This window comes from Flavobacterium gelatinilyticum, from assembly GCF_027111295.1.
GTDB classification, from domain to species: Bacteria; Bacteroidota; Bacteroidia; order Flavobacteriales; family Flavobacteriaceae; genus Flavobacterium; species Flavobacterium gelatinilyticum.
On record NZ_CP114287.1, the window covers coordinates 892245 to 911482 of the forward strand.

The 19238-nt window shown below is 35.4% G+C and carries 11 protein-coding genes; 3 read left to right on the forward strand and 8 right to left on the reverse strand.

The features are described 5' to 3' along the window. Window positions 1–35: 35 nt before the first annotated feature. Window positions 36–8555 (reverse strand): T9SS type A sorting domain-containing protein, encoded by an 8520-nt coding sequence (locus tag OZP11_RS03835; RefSeq protein WP_281233899.1) that lies wholly within the window; start codon window positions 8553–8555, stop codon window positions 36–38. A gap of 10 nt (window positions 8556–8565) precedes the next feature. Then, on the reverse strand, window positions 8566–9429 hold the full coding sequence (locus OZP11_RS03840) for a tail fiber protein (protein WP_281233900.1): 864 nt from the start codon (window positions 9427–9429) through the stop codon (window positions 8566–8568). A 526-nt stretch (window positions 9430–9955) separates the two neighbouring features. Here OZP11_RS03840 and OZP11_RS03845 point away from each other — a divergent pair. Together OZP11_RS03845 and OZP11_RS03850 are read left to right on the forward strand one after the other, a co-directional pair. Continuing rightward, complete coding sequence (locus OZP11_RS03845; protein WP_281233901.1) at window positions 9956–11623, forward strand: tetratricopeptide repeat protein; 1668 nt, start codon at window positions 9956–9958, stop codon at window positions 11621–11623. A gap of 218 nt (window positions 11624–11841) precedes the next feature. Then, a complete protein-coding gene (locus OZP11_RS03850) occupies window positions 11842–12726 on the forward strand; it encodes a DMT family transporter (protein WP_281233902.1) in 885 nt (294 codons plus the stop codon). Between the two features lie 81 nt (window positions 12727–12807). Here the strand turns inward: OZP11_RS03850 and OZP11_RS03855 are convergent, their stop codons facing one another. Further along, window positions 12808–13485, reverse strand: coding sequence for a hypothetical protein (locus OZP11_RS03855; protein ID WP_281233903.1), 678 nt, complete (start codon window positions 13483–13485; stop codon window positions 12808–12810). 92 nt (window positions 13486–13577) lie between these two features. Between OZP11_RS03855 and OZP11_RS03860 the strand changes: the two genes are divergently transcribed. Next, the gene (locus tag OZP11_RS03860; protein ID WP_281233904.1) at window positions 13578–14435 is read left to right on the forward strand and encodes a helix-turn-helix domain-containing protein; all 858 of its coding nucleotides are present in this window, start codon (window positions 13578–13580) and stop codon (window positions 14433–14435) included. 99 nt (window positions 14436–14534) lie between these two features. On the opposite strand, the gene OZP11_RS03865 is transcribed toward OZP11_RS03860, so the two are convergent. From OZP11_RS03865 to OZP11_RS03885, 5 genes are all read right to left on the reverse strand, one after another. Beyond that, window positions 14535–15410: an ABC transporter ATP-binding protein gene (locus OZP11_RS03865; RefSeq protein ID WP_281233905.1), complete on the reverse strand. Its 876-nt coding sequence runs from the start codon at window positions 15408–15410 to the stop codon at window positions 14535–14537. Then, window positions 15410–16084, reverse strand: coding sequence for a molybdate ABC transporter permease subunit (gene modB, locus OZP11_RS03870; RefSeq protein WP_281233906.1), 675 nt, complete (start codon window positions 16082–16084; stop codon window positions 15410–15412). Before modB ends, OZP11_RS03865 begins: the two co-directional genes overlap by 1 nt. Further along, window positions 16077–16481, reverse strand: a complete 405-nt coding sequence (locus OZP11_RS03875) for a TOBE domain-containing protein (protein ID WP_281233907.1) — start codon at window positions 16479–16481, stop codon at window positions 16077–16079. Before OZP11_RS03875 ends, modB begins: the two co-directional genes overlap by 8 nt. Next, entirely contained in the window at window positions 16478–17245 is a 768-nt protein-coding gene (modA, locus tag OZP11_RS03880; protein ID WP_281233908.1) for a molybdate ABC transporter substrate-binding protein, read from the reverse strand. The genes OZP11_RS03875 and modA overlap by 4 nt, the downstream gene beginning before the upstream one ends. A 119-nt stretch (window positions 17246–17364) precedes the next feature. Next, complete coding sequence (locus OZP11_RS03885) at window positions 17365–19161, reverse strand: S41 family peptidase (RefSeq protein WP_281233909.1); 1797 nt, start codon at window positions 19159–19161, stop codon at window positions 17365–17367. Window positions 19162–19238 lie beyond the last annotated feature (77 nt).

Here is a 19238-nt window from a genome sequence, read left to right on the forward strand (position 1 = left end):
TTTAAAAGCTGTTTTAGGAGCTCAATTATGGGTTATTAATTTTTTATGATTTTAGTTCTTACCAGCTTTCCGTCGACTCCGGTTTCTACAATGTAGACACCCTGAGCAATATCCGGAGAAATTGAAATCACATTTTTGCCGCTTTCGACAGTAGTCTTCCGGCTGAATACCAATTGACCGTTTATTGAATAAAGCAAAATACTTACCTCCTGTTTTTTAGCCGCATTAAGTTCTATGTTCAAAATAGCTGCAAATGGGTTTGGATAGATACTGTTTTCACTTTTTGAAACTTCTTCTAAAATAACCGGATCAGCAATTGTTCCCAGTACTTCATTTCCTTTAAAAGTAAATGATTTTGAAGTTTCTTTTTTCGTAAATCCATTTCCAAGAGTAAAGGAAAGTTCTTCTGTATCATCGCCAAAAATGGTTATAAAACTCAGTTCTTTTCCGTTTATGGTCTGATTTACTGCCGTTCCTTTTAAAATACCTTTTGAATCATAAACAAACAATTCGTCAAATCCGTTTGGCAGTAAAACAACCGCATTCATATTCTGCGAATATTTTTTAAACTCAGAGGCGATTGCTTCCTGTACGTTGTTTGAAACCGATTTTCCTGAAGCATTTTTGCTTCTGTCTAAATTATCAGGATACTTAAAAGTTTGTTCTTTACTTGATTTAATCATGTATCCTTTTCCGGCTTCTAAGTATTTTAAAGTTCCGTTCCAGCCAATAACAGGATCGTAGATTGCAAACAAATTCTGCGATTTCACGACATCTCCGTCAGCAGCATCAAAATAAGCCAAAGCCTCATTTGTTGTCTGATTAGATGCCAGCGGATACGCAAGCCAGTTCCAGTTTTCTTTAATTGGGAAACTCCACGCAGTAACGTCTACGCTTTTTCCTTTGATTTTTAAAGTCTGTTCTTGTGTTACATTTATTTTGTACATTTTAGAAGAAGAAAGTCCTCCGTTTGCACTAATTGTACCAGACCATCCGCTGTTTGCAGGATTCGATTTATCTGTAAAATACGTATCCAGTAATGCAGGAGAATGACTTAAAATTCGGTTAGAAGTTTCTAAAGTTAAATTTTTCGTCAAGGTATTTAAATCTGAGAAATTGGTATCATTTACATTTAAAGACACCCAAGTCCATCCTTTATTCAGTTTAATTTCCTGTTCTATTAAACCTGAATTTATAAAAATATAAGGACTGCTTAAAGTTCCCAATACTTCATTATTCATAAAAGTAATAGACGGATTAAACTCTACATTAGCTTCTAAAATTTTACCCTGAGAAGAATCCCAGATTTTAAACTTGAGGTTTTCGCCCGAATTTGTATTGCTGTAAACCGTCAAAAAGGCAAAATATTCTTTGTACGCTTCATTGTAAACCAGTTTTACAGATCCTCTGACTTCATCATTATAAAAGGCAGCAATTTTATCATAAGGATCAACAGACAATACGCCGTCAACTTTAATTTTTCCGATGATGTTCATGCTGTAATCAAAATGAGTAGGATCAACATTCCAGTTTGGTTCCGGAGCCAGTACTCTTAGTTTTACCTGTAATTTTTGGTCGTAACCAAAATCAGTTTCCAAATACAAATTCTCCAGATATTCCCCAACAGCAACGTCTTCATCGACTACTGCTTTGACGGTGGTTTTACTGTTAGGATCGATTGTTCCGCTTGTTTTACTTAAAGTTAACCAGCCAGGTGCATTGTTAATACTGAATGGCTGTTGTTTTCCTCCTTTGTTAACTAAAGTAATTTCGAAAGTTTTGGCTTCACTGTTATTCTTTGTAAGATCAACAATTTCGTTGTATCCTTCGGCAAACCAGCTCACTTCATTTCGGTTAACATAAGCGGTCCAGGTAACCGGAGATTCCTGCATATTATTGGCACTGTCAAATACTCTGTGCACCGTAATATCTAAGATTTGTCCTTCTAAAGATGCCCAGTCGGTTACAACCGGCGAAATGATCATTTCACCTTCTTTAATCACATTTGTAGTTCCAAATTTAATCAGCTGGCGTTCCGGCTGAATCGCAGGCGCATCATTTGAATAATTTACACTTCCGCCGCTTAAAACAGCGTTGTTTACTACTACAGTCTGATTTGTATCTGCATGATAATATCTTGGCCCGTTTCCTGTAACCGGATCCGGAACATTTAATCTTGAGTACAATATTAAACCAATGCTTTCTACATCTACTTCATTATAACTGTCTCTGTTGATTTGTTCGACATTACGAAGCGTGTTCCATAAACGGAATTCGTCTATTTTACCCGTAAAAAGACGATCAGCCGATTCTCTTCCGGCAAGATCTCTTGCTCCTCTTGCTCCCAGCCAGATTTTATTTCCGGAGAAACCTCCAATTGCGGTCATCTGGTTTGAAGACACTAATTTGGTATCTACATAGGTTCTAAGTGATCCAGTTCTGTTAAACAATAACGTAACATGGTGCCATGCATTATCTGATAGTCCTTTTGTTGTTAAAACATAAGACTGACCTTCACTTTTCAGCAGAAGATTACCTGAAGTATTCATATCAACAGACCATTTATTTGATAATCCGTTACTTTGAATAACATCTGAACCATCCCCTTTTCCGTTTGAGAATATTGTAGCTTCCTGCGAAGTTTCGGTTTTAATCCAAAATTCCATTGTAGCGTCCATCTCTTTGGTAATCTGAACAAAATTAACATTGTCCATAACCAGATATTGTCCGTTATTAAAATCGTACGAAGTTCCTTTTGGTTTAATATCCCAGGAAGCATTTACCGATGCATGTTTAAATCTCACTAAATCTTTAGCCAGAGCGTCTCTTCCTTCATTCATTGGCCAATAGCCTGCAAGATTAGCTTCGTTACCAATTAATTTAGCATACATTTTTGCATACGAATCTTCTCTGGTCAGTGTTTTATTCCATAAACGAAGATCATGTACGTTTCCTTTAAACGTATTTCCTCCTACTACCAAGGCATTATTATTGGCAAATTGAACATTGGCCTTACCGCCTTTTGAAGCAATTTCGGTATCATCTTCAAAAATTCTGTGATCACCGCTGCTGCTGTCATATGTAAAAGTATAATGATGAAACAGGTTGTCTTTTTTCACACTTCCCTGTACAGTAATATCACCTAAAGTAAAAGAAATATTTCCGTTGCTTAATCCGATGTTTAAACCGCCGTCCTGCGAAACGATATATGTTCCGGAAGTGGTCTGGGTTTCGTTGTTCATCCAGAATTCAAGACTTAAATTTCCTGAACTAATTCCGGGATTATTAATTACCGCTGTATTGCCGCTTCCTTCGAAACGCAAACTTACATTGTGATCAATTTTTAATTGATTCGTCTGCCCTTTTATTTCGATTGTAGTTACTGACGGATTGTAAAATATGTTTTCGTTAAAACTAACTTTCAAATCATCGCCGGCACTTAAAATACCGTTTGTTGGCAGCGGTGTTCCAAATAACTGAGGCGCACTTAAATCAACAAGTCCTGATACAATTTCTGTTATAAATTCGGTGTCGTTTGTACAAGTACTTCTGGCTCTAATTTGGTAATTCCCATTAGATAATTTTAGAGCAGCCATATCAAAATTATACGTCAGACTTACTGCTGAACCTATGGATGAGATCTGCGTTTCATTATTACTTACAGCTTCATTATAAAATTCAGGAGTTGCGTAATACGTCTGCAGACGAACCCAGTTAGGGCTTGTTGCTAATTTATACTCAAGATCAATTTTCTTGAAACTTTTAAACTTAGTATTATATCCTGTCAGGTTTATTGCCAGCGGTTTAGTCGATCCGTCTGTATTAAAAGCTTTCTCTCTGTTGTAAACCCAGTTGTTCAAAGGTGCACTTACGACTACGCTTGAACATGACGGAATAAAACTTGCCGAAATAAATACTTCTGAACTTACATCTTCGCCGTCACACATAGACTGTAATCTGACTTTAATGTCTTTATATTCGTAAATATCTGAAATCGATTTACCTAAAGTAAGTTTGTAAATTACTTCTTTTCCGTAAGGCACATGTACGATCGTACCGTTTGGTTCAATGTTAATTAAGGCATTGTTTGGATTCGTTGTATTGTCTACCACTAATAAAAAGTTGGTATCAAGTCCTGCTGCGCTGTTGTTTGTTAGTTTCAATTCAAACTCAGCATTTTTATTTTCTGCAACATTAGTTACGTCATTATCGGTTACGACAATTTCAGGGACTTCTACTTTTTGAGTAGCAAAATTTAACGATTCACGTTTATCTTCAGGAAGCTCTGCAATTGTCTGAGCTGTATCGCTGTAAGTTGCTTTATTGTAAAAAATCGTTTTATCCTCTGTTTCATGCGGACAGGATGTTTTACCTCCCTGAGTGATAAATATAGGTCCGTTACCATCAAATGCATCGACTACATTTACACTTAAAAAGTTTGCCGGATCATTGTCTTTAATCGTATAACTTATATTAGTTGTAGTTGCTTGTTCTTTTGAAAGTGAAGAATTGATATCCTGCTGAAAAAATGCATTTGTAGTCGTGATAATCCCTACATTATTTACCGCGAAACCAAGCTTCCCTGTTAATGATTCATCGATGATAAGATTATACGAATAAGAATCTGTCTCTACAATACTGGTTTCGACACTTTGCGTATAAGATCCTAAACCTGAATCGAATGAAACATTTTTTTGAAAGTTTTCATCTAATAAACTTTTAATTTCATTAGACTGATTAAGCTGATTAGTCAGTTTTTGCTTGGCAACAGGGTCATCTACCTCATTATAAGCCGAATTAATTTTATTTCTAAGATTGTTTATAACCGTTGTCAAATTGGCTCTATTCGCATCCGGAGTATTTTTGGCTGCATATTTAGCTTTTTCGTTGTCTAAAATGATCTTTCTCCAGAGTCTGATTTTCTCTTTATATTGTTCCCGCTTATTTACATTTTCAGTTGAATTAGAATCCGGTCCGTTTAAGTTGTTTGTAATAAACAATTCATATTCCGGAATTAAAACGTTTAAAATATGTTTCTGCGAATACATAAAAGTAGTCGGGCTTGTACGATTATTAAACATTAAAGCCTTCTGCTTGCTTACATAAACCGGATTCGAAGTGGTACCCACATTTACATAATCACCATTTGGAATAGTACTAGAAGCTTCAACATTATCAAAAGATCCGTAAAAGATATTTTTGGAGTTCCCAATGTACAAATCACCATCTGAACCTACATAATCTGTGGCATCACTGGTTGAGATTGCTTTGTTAAACGTATAGGTACTCGTGATTGTTTTACCATCAGAAGAAGTATTGTTAAGACCAACACCGCTATCGGCGCCGTTTACTACTTCAGATTCTGTTTCCGGAGTAGGCACGATACCCCCGCTGATTACAAATTTGATTCCCGAATTGACATTTACATTCTGGGTAAATCCTTCCTGATGTGCAAGAGAAGTTTCAGAAGTAAACGAAATGCTCTGTCCTTTCTCGATTGTAGCAAAACTGTTCGATCCCGGAGGGTCCCTTAAAATTATGGCAGGAACGTCCGGAGCTTCCGTTACAAAAGTCTGGCTTCCGTCTGATGCACCTCCTAAAATAATTCCGGTATCATTAAAATTCTCAACCGGATAATCGACTTCGTTTAATCGGTATTTTAAACTGCTTTTGATCTCAAACGGCGCTGTAATCGAAGGTATTCCTGCCTTAAAAGCATACGTTAAAGTACTGCCATTTGTGGTAATCGTTTCTGAATCCTTCAAAGCCAGATTGTTTGTTCTTACCAGTTCGCCATCTGTAACCGGAACTTTTACTTCTACAGGCGTTCCTGAGTCGTTATTGATATAACGTTCAAAACGATTCATTACAATTTTATACGCCATAAACTGCGTGTAAATTGGTTTTGCAAAGTTTTCTGTAGATACTTTCGTACCGCCTGCATCAATGGTTTTATCCGAAGTCTGCTCTGTTACCTGCAATACCGGAGTCGATCTGTAGGTAAAACTTTTTTCGTAATGATACGGTGTTCCTGTCAGCGTTTTATCTACATTGTTTTCTGTGTATTTAAACTCAGGCGTTTTTACAGTTGGAATTTCAGCAAAATCAAATACTTCTGTAGTTCCTGCTTTTAATAAGAAAATATCCGGATTGGTTTTAATTTTAAAATCAGCCTCGTTCAGATTGTATTTTAAAGGCAGTACCGAAACTCTGTATTCTCCCGAAGCTGCATTGGTAGTAAAATTAAACTTGGTCAGATCTGAAACATTAGCCCCAACAGGCGCATATCCTAATGTAAAATTGGCTGTACCAATATTGTTTTTGGCACTGACTTCAAGATTCTTTGTAATTCCGGAGTCGATAATTGTTTTAAATACATAGTTTTCACCTCCAAAACCAATAACTTTCTCTGCTTCTACAGAACCTCCCACTACTTTACCTACTACGGTAACTCGGGTTGTGTCTATAAAATACACATCTTCATTAGAATCTTCAAAAAACTCTTTAAATTCACTTGTGGCTGCCGGAAAACGTCCGTTGTAATTAAATTGATGGCCGTCTTTTTTTACGGTGATGTAATGCTTCCCGATAGGAACACTTATATCAAAATAACCTTCATCATCAGTAACTACCGGAATGTTATTGGCATCGAGCACAATATTTCCGTCAATATATACATTAGCACCCGTTGTATAAATTCGGGCAAAACGATCTAAATAATCATCGGATTTATCTAAAGGAGTTCCGGCATCATTTTTCCAATATTCTCCTTTAGAATATTTTACGCCGTTTATTTCGTAATAATTGTATCCTTCATCCAAGATATTAGCACCGCCGCCAATCCATTCATCATTTTCAATGGCTTTTTCTATGCCGCCTTTAAAGGTCACATAAGATGGAAACACATCTCTGGAATCAAACAATACTCTTCCTTTAAAACTAAACGAAGACTGATCGATAAAATCAATTTTATTAACGACCTCTGACCCCTGTCCTAAATAAACCAACTGCTGGTTTGGCTCAAATTTATGCTGGCCGTACATAGGCGTAATGTTATACGATTCTCCTGTACCGGAATATTGTATGGCACTAATTTCGTAATTTCCTTTACTGTCCGTTACCCCCAGAATCCCCAGCTGAGAAGTCGTTGGATAATTCTCTACTGCCGAAGCCCATAAAACTTTATTGCTTTCTGTTGTATTAGTATCCCAAAGCTTACCGTGGTTCTCATTATAATTAAAACCGCTGCGGGATAAGTCATACGCATATCTTCCTACTTTTTCGTTGGCTCTCAGGTAACTTACCATTCTGGAATCGTTTCCGCTGATAAATCTCGAATAATCTGTTCTGATTACAGAAGGTTCTAATGCGGCTTTCCAGATTCTTATCTCGTCAACATAACTTGATTTTCCTCCTCCAACTTTAGCATTGTCCCAGGTTACACCCGAAAGTTTTGTGGTACCGTTTGGAATTACGGCTGCAAAATCGGCATACGTTTTATCAAACCCTTTAACTTCAGTTACGTAAGCCTGTGTAATTTGTCTTCCGTTAATGTATAATAAAGGCGTCTGATTATCATTGACTACTACACTAAAATGCACAAAAGAGGTATTAAATTCCGAAACCGGAACAAGAAGATCATTTCCTCTGGCATTTAAATTACCTGAAGGAAAATAATTCTTCAAAGTATATTTGTTACTGCCAATGGTTACATCCAGTGATTTAGCCGCCGGATTTAATTTTACAGTAACATCCAGATTATCAGCACTTTTTGTACTGGACAAATTAAACAATCGAATCGCTGTTTGTGAATCATTTGTATACCCTCCGTTTGGTTTTACCCAAGCCTGAAAAGTTGCAGCATTCGAAATTAGTGTACTTAAACCGCTTATATCCACAAAACCCGCAGCCGGTATATTCAATCCGCTTCCTTTGGCACTATCACTGCCGCTTGGTGTTGCTGTAACTACAACGTCTTTAACGGGATTTCCGCCTTTATAACTCACATTTCCCGTTACAACCGCTGTAGGATTTCTATACCCAATTCCGGTTATATACGTGCTGTATAATTGCGGCGTTGCGCTTACTCCCACGGCTTCTACCTTATATTCGTACAAAATGCCTCCTTCTACATATTTGTCTTCATACGTAGTTTCTGTAGGCGAAAGACCCACTACCAGATTATAAGGAAGATTTCCTGCCTCTGTATAAACCCTTCTGTAGATTTTAATGCTTTTTACCAAATTTTCATTGGCTCTTAAATTCCATGTAATTAAAACCTTATCGCCATAAAAACCTTTTGAAACACCAAAAGATTCTTCGGCAAATGTGCTGTATAAATACAAAATATCCCATGGAAAACGAATATCTGCAGGATTGTTAACCCTTGCTCCTGTTTTGTTTTGGCCCAAAAATGGAAGTCCAACCTGTATGTTGAAACCATTTTTTTTAATTGCCTGCGAAACGGGTACTATTCTGGCTCCTCCAATGTTATTTTGAGCATAGAGTCCCGCTCCCAGAACAAACATTCCGAGAACTGCAATTATTTTCTTCATAATTACAGCTTTATAATTTGATGATATAGTTTACACCATAGTTTATTGGGCGTGATTCTGTTGCAGTACCATCTGCCTGAGTTGTAAAGGTGTGATTGTGATTACCGCTATAACCTGATGGGATGTTTCTTCTTCCTATCGCATGACCTCCTCCATCAAAACCTCCATCTGCATTGCCTTGATCATATATATAAGTGCTCCACTCGGTATGGCTGTGCTCGCCATTTGTACTTGTTGTACCTGTGTGCGTATGGCTTTTATTAGCTGAATTTTGAACCGTATTTAGACTATTTGCTTGTATTTCTGCGGCATTAGATGTGTTAGCATTCTGTCCGGCCCCTCTTAAAAACATACCTCTTAAATCGGGTGCATTTGTTCCTACCATACCAATCAAAGTTTTAGCAGTTACTGGCAATGGCGCTCCATTACAAAGTACCCAGCCTTCCGGAGCTGCAGTACCAATAAAAGGCATAATTGAACCTGTTGGAACACCGTTATTAGCAGAAATAGCATACGGTACATGACGAAGTTTTTCATCTGAAATAACTTCAGAACCTTTTTCTATTCTTAAATAAGCTGCATTATTAGCAAACAAGCCGTTATTTACCGCCGTTGGGTCAATTACATCCGAAAAAACTCCAAATGCATCAGTTATTACATTTCTGTTAACTTTATAAATAGTCTGTTCAATACTTGAAGCATCCAGATAGTAAAGCGTAAATGTAAGAGTAATAGTCTGATTGGTTAAAGCAGTATTGTTCATATCTCTGGCAATTCCTTGTACGGCAATTCCCGACTGAGAAGCTGAACTTTGGGCGTAATTGGACATTGCTGCACAAAAAAGGCACAACACTAAAAGTAATTTTGATTTCATAGACATCATTTAAAAAATTAATAAATTGGAAGTAATTAAAGACCTTTCGCGTCTTATATATAAACGCCCGAAATTATTTTAAAAAAAAGGATTAAGTAAATAATCAGTAGAGACAAAAAGAGGACAAATTAGTAACTGTAAAAACATAAACAGTTAATTTACAAATACTTCAAAAAAGACACTTTGGGACAGCGTTTACAAAACGAAATTTTAAGGTAAAATTCTGCCGTTTTCTAATGCAGAAATACAGCGCAAACTCTTTCAATTTTTACAAATAGAAATTTCTGACAGGGTACCAAATGCTATTGGAAAGCTTTTTTTACAAATTTGTTTTTTAGTACCAAAACCGATTGTGAAACGCTATAAGAAAACTTTTATATTTGAAATTCAGAAGCCGTTAGTTTCAATAAATACAGCCGTTTGTTAAAGTTTTTCAAAGCAAAAACATTTATTTTTTTTAGTTTAGCGGCCTCTAAGCCCCCAGTCCAAAATGATTCTCTGTACAAAAAAAATTAGATACTTTTTTGTGTTATCTGCCTTTGTTTATTTTACACAATCCTATAAAACATCTCCTGCTGCAGAATCAATTAAGGATATCGAATCTATAATTATCAAAGAAAACAATGCTAAAAAAGATACTGCAGAACTCAAAAAACGGTTATCATTTTTAGAAAAATCTTTGGACACAAAATCACAAATCCTTTACAATGCACTGCTGGCCAACGGTTTTTCTGTATTTTTTGACAAAATAAACAATCGAAGCGAGCACCACTTTTTAAAATCAATTGAAGGAGCTAAAAAACTCAATGATCCCAGTCTGATTATCTGGACACAACTGAATTATTCAAAGTATTTATATTTCTACTGCCAGATCGATAAACTGACTCCAATTGTACTCAAAACAATGGAAGAATGCAGTCAAATTGATCCTTCGGAAATGATTTTACCCGATGAAACTTTTAAATTCTTTGGCTGGATAATGTCTACCGTCGAGGATGATTCTGCTATCAGTTATTATAAAAAGTCCATGCAGTATATGGAAAATCCTTCTACAGAATCTGCAGGTGTTTTAAATGCCATTGGCAACTGTTATTTCAGAAACGAAGATTTATCGAATGCCATGCGATGTTTTAATGAAGCTGAAGTCATTGCACTAAAAGTAGGTGACAGCGTAAGGTATGCAAAAATCTTAGGCGACAAAGCACTTGTTTATGAAAAAAAAGGAAATCTGAAAGATGCTGTGCGTCTTTTAAATCAGGATATTCGCTATTCTCAAAAATTCAAAATTGATAAAAATGAGATGTATGCTTCTATCTTATTAGCCAAAGTGCTTTTAAAACTGAAAGATACAACCGAAACTGAAAAAATTCTGGAAAGAGCCGGAAAAATTGCCGCATCAAAATCCTATTACAGAAGTTCATTAAAAGAAGTAATCGAATTAAAACTTAGTATTTTAAACGGAAAAAATCCTGAAAAAGAATTGCTCTTAAGACGTCAGCTGAAACAAATTGAAGAATATCTGCTGAAAACAAACGGAAATACCGTCCTGCAAAGATCCTACTGGCTTATTCAGAAGGAAAAATATGAAAATGACACTAAAAAGATCAGAACGCAGCTGGAACAAAGAGAAAAAATGACAAGTTTTTTTATTCTCATTTTAATCGCAACTATTGTATTAAGTCTGATTACGTATTATTCTTTAAACAGAAAATTAAAAGCAAAAAGAATAAAACTGGAAAATGACAGGCTCTTTTTTGAACAGAAACTCAATGATGCCAGTTCGAATATAAACACCTATGCCGAATATCTGAAAAATAAAAACCAGCAGATATCTATTTTGGAAAATGAACTGGAGGAAATTAAAAACTCGGCTCCGTTACCGTCAGAAGAAGAAAAAATAAAACTTGAAGAAATACTAAGTTCGCATCTTATGACAGATGAAAACTGGAATACCTTTAAAAGGGAATTTATAAAACAACATACCGGTTTCTATAATTCTGTAATGGAAAATTTTCCGGAGTTAAAAGAATCCAATCTTAAAATAATTATGCTCCAGAAATTAGATTATAACAATTACGAAATGTCTAATTTACTAGGTGTTACAATCGATGCTATCAAAAAAAGCAAACAGAGATTAAAGAAGAAATTAGGCGAAAGATACGATCTCTTGTTTGAAATTATTGACGATAAATAATTGTAGTTTAATAAACCATGGTTTAAAACCATTTTTCTGCGTCGGGGATTCAGAAATATTTCAAAAAAAACCTTAGCTAAATCCTTGACAAATAGACATTAACAGACCAAATAAAAATACCTGCTTTAAAATGCGGCTTGACAAATAATTAAGTACATTTGCTGCGATTATTTCAAAACAAATTTTTACCACTATTCCCCTTTTACTGAACATTTACTTTGAAAACAAAAGGTTATTTCTTTGCTGTTGTTTCTGCGGCAACTTATGGGCTTATACCCTTATTTATACTGCCTGTTAAATTAGAAAAATTTTCTATCGACGTTACCTTATTTTATAGGTTTCTTATTGCCGCCGCCTTTGTACTGGGAATCCTGATTTATAAAAAGGAACAAATAAAAATCAATAAAATCGAGTTGTCACTTTTCTCTTTACTGGGTATTCTTTTTGCTTTAAGTTCAGAGTTTCTTTTTCTGGCCTATGATTATCTTTCGGCTGGAATTGCTTCTACTATACTTTTTGTATATCCGGTGCTGGTTGCCTTGATTATGGCTTTTTTTTACGGCGAAAAAATAGGCAGGCTTACTATGATTTCTCTCTGTGTAGTACTTACGGGAATCTACATTCTGAGCATAAAACAAAACGCACTCGATATCAATTATACCGGACTGTTTATTGCCCTTTTAAGTGCTTTGTGCTACGCTGTGTATATTGTTAAAATAAACACAACGAAAATCAAAGCATCAGGATTTAAAATTACGTTTTATTCCCTGCTTTTTTCTTCAAGTTATTATTTAGTAAAAGCACTTGCATTAAAGCAGTCGTTAGTACTGCCATCATCAAAAATGCTGCTTAACATTACTCTGTTTGCTTTTATCACCTCTGTAATCTCTATTTTATCACTTGTTTTTGCTATAAAAAAGATCGGATCAACATCGGCATCCATTATGGGCGCTCTTGAACCTGTTGTAGCAGTTGGAATAAGTGTAGTGCTTTTTAGTGAACATCTTACCTGGAAATTAAGCATTGGCATCGTTTTTATTCTTCTGGGTGTCGTAATTAATATTATTGCCGACAGCAGGCAGGCTAAAAAATTAAATGAATGATTTTACAGAATTTCTGTTATTCATTCTCCATTATAAAAATAGCAATGTAACTTTACATCGCTATTCCTTTTTTAATCTGAATTATTGTTTTAAAACTTTAAGGTTTTTAAAATAACCCTCCGTTCCGGGTCCAACCCAAAGACCAATCGAACCGTTGTTTTTGGCACCATGTTTCATATCTAAAACCACAATCGAAGGCTGTTCATTATTGTTAAGATACAATCTGGCTTCTGATCCTTTTACAACAATCTTCATTTTAATCCATGAATCCATTTTCATATCGGCGTACGATTCATACTTTTCTGGCGCTTCCTTTCTCAATAAGTCAAACTTAAAATCCGGATAAGCAAAATATTGTACAGAATGATTTCTTCTAATCTGGTCTTCGCTTCTCCCGTTATCAGGACGGATGTAAATACTTTCAAACTTTGAATTATCCTGATTTATTCTAAATGCCAAACCTATAAATCCCCTCGCCCAATCCGGCGCATCCGGTAAAAATTTACTTAAAACATCGACCTCAATGGTTCCGTTTTCAAAATCGAAATCATTTAATTTGACAAAAGTCGGTTCGTCGAAAAGTTTAACCGACGGGTCCATTATTACCTTAATCGTCTCTTTACTGCCTGTTTTTACATTTTCAAAAGTGGCAAGTCCTGCTGTCAGTTTGCTTTTCTGTAATGAGATTTCCTGTCCGGTTGAAACAGCTGTCATAAATACAGTAAAAACGGCACTCAGAATTATATTCTTTTTCATCATGATTTAATTATTTAAATAGTATGAAGCAAAATTATTCTGAAGATGTTTTCTGTTTCCCGTAAAAACACACAAAGAAACAGTAATTTTGCACTATGGAAGTTTATTCTCTTTTTCAGGATCTCGATCTCAAATTCTACCATTGGGAAAAAGGCGTTTATGAGGCACATAAACACAACTTTTTTGAGTTTGTTTATATCCTTAAAGGCCAGGGAATTCAAACTATAAACAACAAACCGTATGCCTATAAAAAGGGTGATTTTTTCTTACTGATTCCAAACGATGTACATCACTTCGAGGTCAGCGAAGCAACAGATTTTCATGTGCTTCTTTTTAATAAAATCTATTTTAACAGGGAAAACATAAAACAGGATAAACTGATTGATTTCTCTATGATTTTCAAACATTTAGAATTTATTCTTTTAAATGCCGGATATATAAAGCAGCCCATTTTTACTGATTCTTCAGAAAGAGCTGTAATGGCGCTTCTTATGAATCACATGCAGTCTGAATATGAAAATAAAAACATATTTTTTGAAACCATTATTCAAAATACGGTGGTGCATATTTTATGTCTGACTGCCAGAAAGATCAGAGAAGAGGTTTTAGGAGAATTTCTGAATAATGGAGCGGACTCCAATATTACCGAGGTTATATTCTATATTCAGGACAACATTTATGATAACGAAAAAATCAAAGTTTCCAATCTGGCTTCCAGATTTAATAAATCCAGAAACCTTTTTGGATTATACTTCAAATCGAATACAGGATTCACTGCAAAAGAATATATCTTAAATTACAAATGTAATTTAGTTAAAAACAAACTGCTGTATACCAATCATTCTATCGGTGAAATCGCTTACAGTTTAGGTTTTACAGACGAAAATCATCTTAATAAATTTCTAAAAGCCCGGCTGGGTATGACGGCTTCGGCATTCAGGAAAATAAATTAAAAAACAGATTACTCTTTCGCAATCCGAATGATAAGGTGTGAAACTTCAAGTACAGAACGCGCAGGGCGGTTTTCTTCCGGCACATTTTTTATTTTGAAATTACACCAAAATCTGAATTACAGGATTAAATGCTTTTGAAGCCACAAGGACTTTCTGCCCTATTTTATATTCCTGTGCCTCATCTTCTGTGGCGATCACTTTTACGATCGTATTTCCCGATGAAACCTGAACAATATAAATCACGTCGCTTTTAGTAATGCTGATTATCTCTCCTGTTACCTGAAATTTACTGCTTATTTTTTGTTCCGAAAAAACGTGCTCAGGAGTTCCTTCTTTTATAATTTTTCCTTTATCAACCACAATAACTTTATCCGAAAGTTTAAAAATCTCTGCAATTGAATGACTTATCATAATGGTAGTCAAATTATATTTTTGATGAATTTTCAGAATATAATCCTGAAGTTTAAACCGCATGTCATCATCAAGCGCCGATAAAGGTTCGTCTAATAAAAGAAGCTTCGGTCTTCGTACAATTGCCCTTGCCAGTGCAACACGCTGTTTTTGCCCGCCTGATAAATTTTGCGGTCTGGTGTTTTGCAGCGACTGCAATTCCATTAAATCGATCAGCTCTGAAACTATTTCTTTCGAATCATTTTTTGATAAGGCAAATTCCAGATTTTCTTTTACTGTTAAATTAGGAAATAAAGCAAAATCCTGAAAAACAAAACCAATAGAACGTTTCTGAACATGAAGATGTATTTTTCTGTTAGAATCATCCCAAATTTCTTCTCCTATTTTTATAAAAGCTTTTTCTGCCCGTGTAAGTCCTGCTAATGTTCGCAGTATAGTTGTTTTTCCGGCTCCTGAATTTCCGTAAACAGCAACAAATTGTCCTTTCTCAATCGTCAGAGAAATATCCAAAGGCAGTTCGCCGTCTGCTGTCTGCAGCATTTTGTAAGCACTAATCTGTATCATTAATAAAGAATCGTTTTTCGGGATTTGTTATTGATAAGATGAACAACCAATAAAATAGTAAAAGAAAATACAAACAATATTCCGGCGTATATATTGGCATTATCGTAATTCATCGATTCAACTTCTTCGTAAATTGCAATCGAAACTACTTTTGTTTCTTCAGGAATACTTCCTCCCACCATCAAAACTACGCCAAATTCGCCTAGAGTATGGGCAAATGTCATAATAATTCCTGTAAATAACGAAGCACGAATATTAGGGAGTAAAATTTTAGTAAGGGTTGTAAATCTGGATTTCCCCAAAGTAAAAGACGCTTCCTGCAAAGCCGGTGAAAGGTTTTTTAATCCGGATAAAACAGGATTTACCATAAACGGCAGGCTGTATAATACAGATGCCGCTATTAATCCTTCAAAAGTAAAAACAAGTCTTACATCGAAATAATCAGATAAAAATTTCCCAAATGCATTTTCAGGACTAAAAGCTATTAAAAGATAAAATCCTAAAACAGAAGGCGGTAAAACTAAGGGCAGACTTATGAGCGCTTCAACAACGGCTTTTAAACGGAAACGGCTGTAACATAACCAATAACACAACGGCACCGAAACCACAAAAAGAATTAATGTGGTAATAAGCGCCAGTTTTGCCGTGAGCCATAAAGGATCTAAATTAATCATTGCGAGATAAGCTTACTTCGTTTGTTTTTATTAAGGCTGTAACGAGATCTTTTTCTTTTAAATCAAGTTGTTCGCAGGCATTTGTGGTAATAATGGATTTTAAAATCTGATCGTCCATCACCAAATTAATCTGACTGAGTATGACGCCTTTTTTTATGGATTCAATACGGCAGGGAATCTTGTTCTGAACACTGATTGCGGTATTTGCATCTTTAGAAATAATCACTTCTGTTTCTTTAAAGATAATTTTGACCGTGTTATTTTCTCTCAAATAATCTGATGTTTCGGGAGTATCTAAAACAATAGAAGAAAAAGCAAACTGATGCGATTTTACTTTTACCAGCGAAAGACCTTCATGCGACTGAATAGCGGTTATAATTCCTTTTAGTACATTCATTTCGCATTCGTATCATATCCGTAATATTTCAAAATAGCAGCTGCTTTTTTTGAAGATATAAAATCATAAAATTTCAAAGCACCGGCATTGCCTTTTCCGTGTTTTAAGATCACACAGCCTTGTTCTAAAGGAGAATGGCTTTTTTCCGGAATAATATAATACTTCCCGCCTTCCTTTTTCATATTTGGCATAAGAACAAGGGATAAAGCAGTAATACCAATATCGGCGTTTCCGGTTGTGATAAATTGGGCTGCCTGTGTAATATTGTCGCCAAAAACCAGTTTATTCTTTACTTTATCGTATATCTTGTAGAATTTTAGACTCTCGACTGCTTTTTCTCCATACGGCGCAACGGCAGGATTACCAATAGCTATTTTGCGGATTCCGGAATCTAACAGACTGTTTATTTTTGTTTTATTCGGGTCTGTTTTTTTGCTCCAGATCACCAGTTTTCCAACTGCATACTTTTTTACTTTCGAAGCGGTTAATTTATTGCTTTCGAGTTTATTTGGGTACTCCATATCTGCTGAAAAGAATAAATCAAAAGGAGCACCGTTGGAAATCTGTTCATAAAATTTTCCCGAAGCACCATACGTAATCTGCAGATTAATTCCCGGATTCTGCGCTTTAAAAACCGTATTCACCGAATCTAAAGCTGCTTTAAGATTTGCCGCCGCAACAATTGTAAATTTCTGTTGTGCATTTGCAGTTCCGGACAGCAGTAAAACTGCCGCTATCACTTTTATCATTCGTATGCTGCTCATTTTCTAATATTTTCTGTATCCGCTTTAAATTAAAGAATACTCTTAAGATTATAAAAGTAACAATTCTTATATTAGAAACAAAGCGAACCGCCGTCAGGATTGGTATTACATGAGGATTTCTACGATTTTTTGGATGCGATTAATTCTTTTACATATTCCATTTCCCTGTCATATCCGGAAAAATAATCTTTAATACGAGGCTGTACTTCGTAATCAGGCATTACTCCCCGCCCAAAAGGGATTTTATTCTCTTTGGGTTCTATTACGAATTTACATAACGGAATCCTTCCTGTAATTTTTGTATGCGGAAGTGTGAAACTAAGAAAACTGCCGCTTGAATTTCCGTAATAGCCTCCTCCCGTTTCTTCTCCAATGAATTTTGCCCGGGTATAGTTTTTTGCCAGTGCAGCAAACTCTGATCCACCGGAAAAAGTAAGCCCGGAAATCAAGATATACAAATCGCCTTTAAAGTTTTTTGCGTTTGGTTTTTCGCCTTCATAATGTCCTTTTTTGTTTAAATACCTGCCATCTTCAGCGAGATAAAAGTCTTCTTTTAATTCTGCAATTAGAGTATCTTTTTCATTTGCGTAATTGGTATGTTCCAAAAAGGAATAGGTAAATCCGGGAATTTCAACATAGTTGTATTTTTTATATTCCTGATTCGTCAGATAAGACAAAAAATGGTCTTCCATACCCTGTTCGCCGCCTTCATTTTTTCTGATATCTACAATGAGGTTCTTTATTTTTTGAGAAGAAATACTGTCGAATGCTTTTTCAAGAAAGGTCTGAAACCCTTTTCGTTTATCATTGTAACTACCAAGACTAAAGGTATTTACTGTAATGACTGCCGTTGAGGTTTTGGCATCTAATGAAAAATCGGATGCTTTACTAAATGTATAATTTGGAATTGATTTTTTAATTTCTTCATATAGTTTTGTAAAGTCTTTAAAATTGCATGAAGGCACATTTTCATACACCACTTTTTCACCATTCTCCGGATTTACAAGTTCCAGTTTATTAAATTTTGATTCCGGAAAATAGCGCGCGTAATATTTAGAAAACGAACCTTCGATCCAGCGGTATTTACTGGTCATATTAAATCCGTCGGCGGGTTCTATGTCCAGCATTTTTTTCATAATACTTTCTATAGATTCTCCATTTATCCCGGAGAGCACCAAGCCTTTTAGTTTAAATTCTTTAAAGTCATTTATAACATATATTTTTTTACCTAAAACCTTGATTCCAAAAGGCAGATACGTTCCTTTTTGTTTTAAATACGCTGTTATTTCATCCGAAATTTTGATGTTGCAATGCCCTTCTTTGGTAAACGAAACTACAGGAGCCAGAATCCGGTAGAATTCCAGCGCATTCATAGGTTTTGTTATCTTGCTTTTTTGAAGGCTGCAAATACTGTCAAATTGTGTTCTGGAATTGTACCAAAGACCAATTCTGGTTTCATAATACGCATTTTGCAGTAAATTAAAATCTGACAAAAGATCCTTAACCGGAATCTTTTTGAGTGTATTTGAAACTTTTTGAACTTCAATTGTATATTTCCCTGTCTGCGGATTTGATTTTTCATCAAGCGGTTTAATTCCTATTGTAAACTCAGCTGTTTTATCAGGAGAAAACAAAATTTTCTCAGGCCCCGTTGTACCGTTTGGAGAGTCAACTTCAGCCAGTAATTTCGCGTCGCTGCCAGTAAGCGAAACAACCAGATCGATTCCCTGCTGCTGTACGTTTATGGTATAATACGTGTTTTCAGTAAGACTGATGGTAAAGAAATGTTCTTCATTTTTTCTTATCTCAAGATTTTCAATAAGATGGTTTAGTTTGACCGTTTCCTTTTTCTGTTGTGCTTTTGCAGAAATAAAAAGACATACTGCCAAAAATATCAAAAAAAATATCTTTTTCATTTTAGATGCAATTAGGAAAACCCAAATGTACAATGCTTTAGCGAAAGGTTATTGTACAATATTGCAGCTTTATGTTC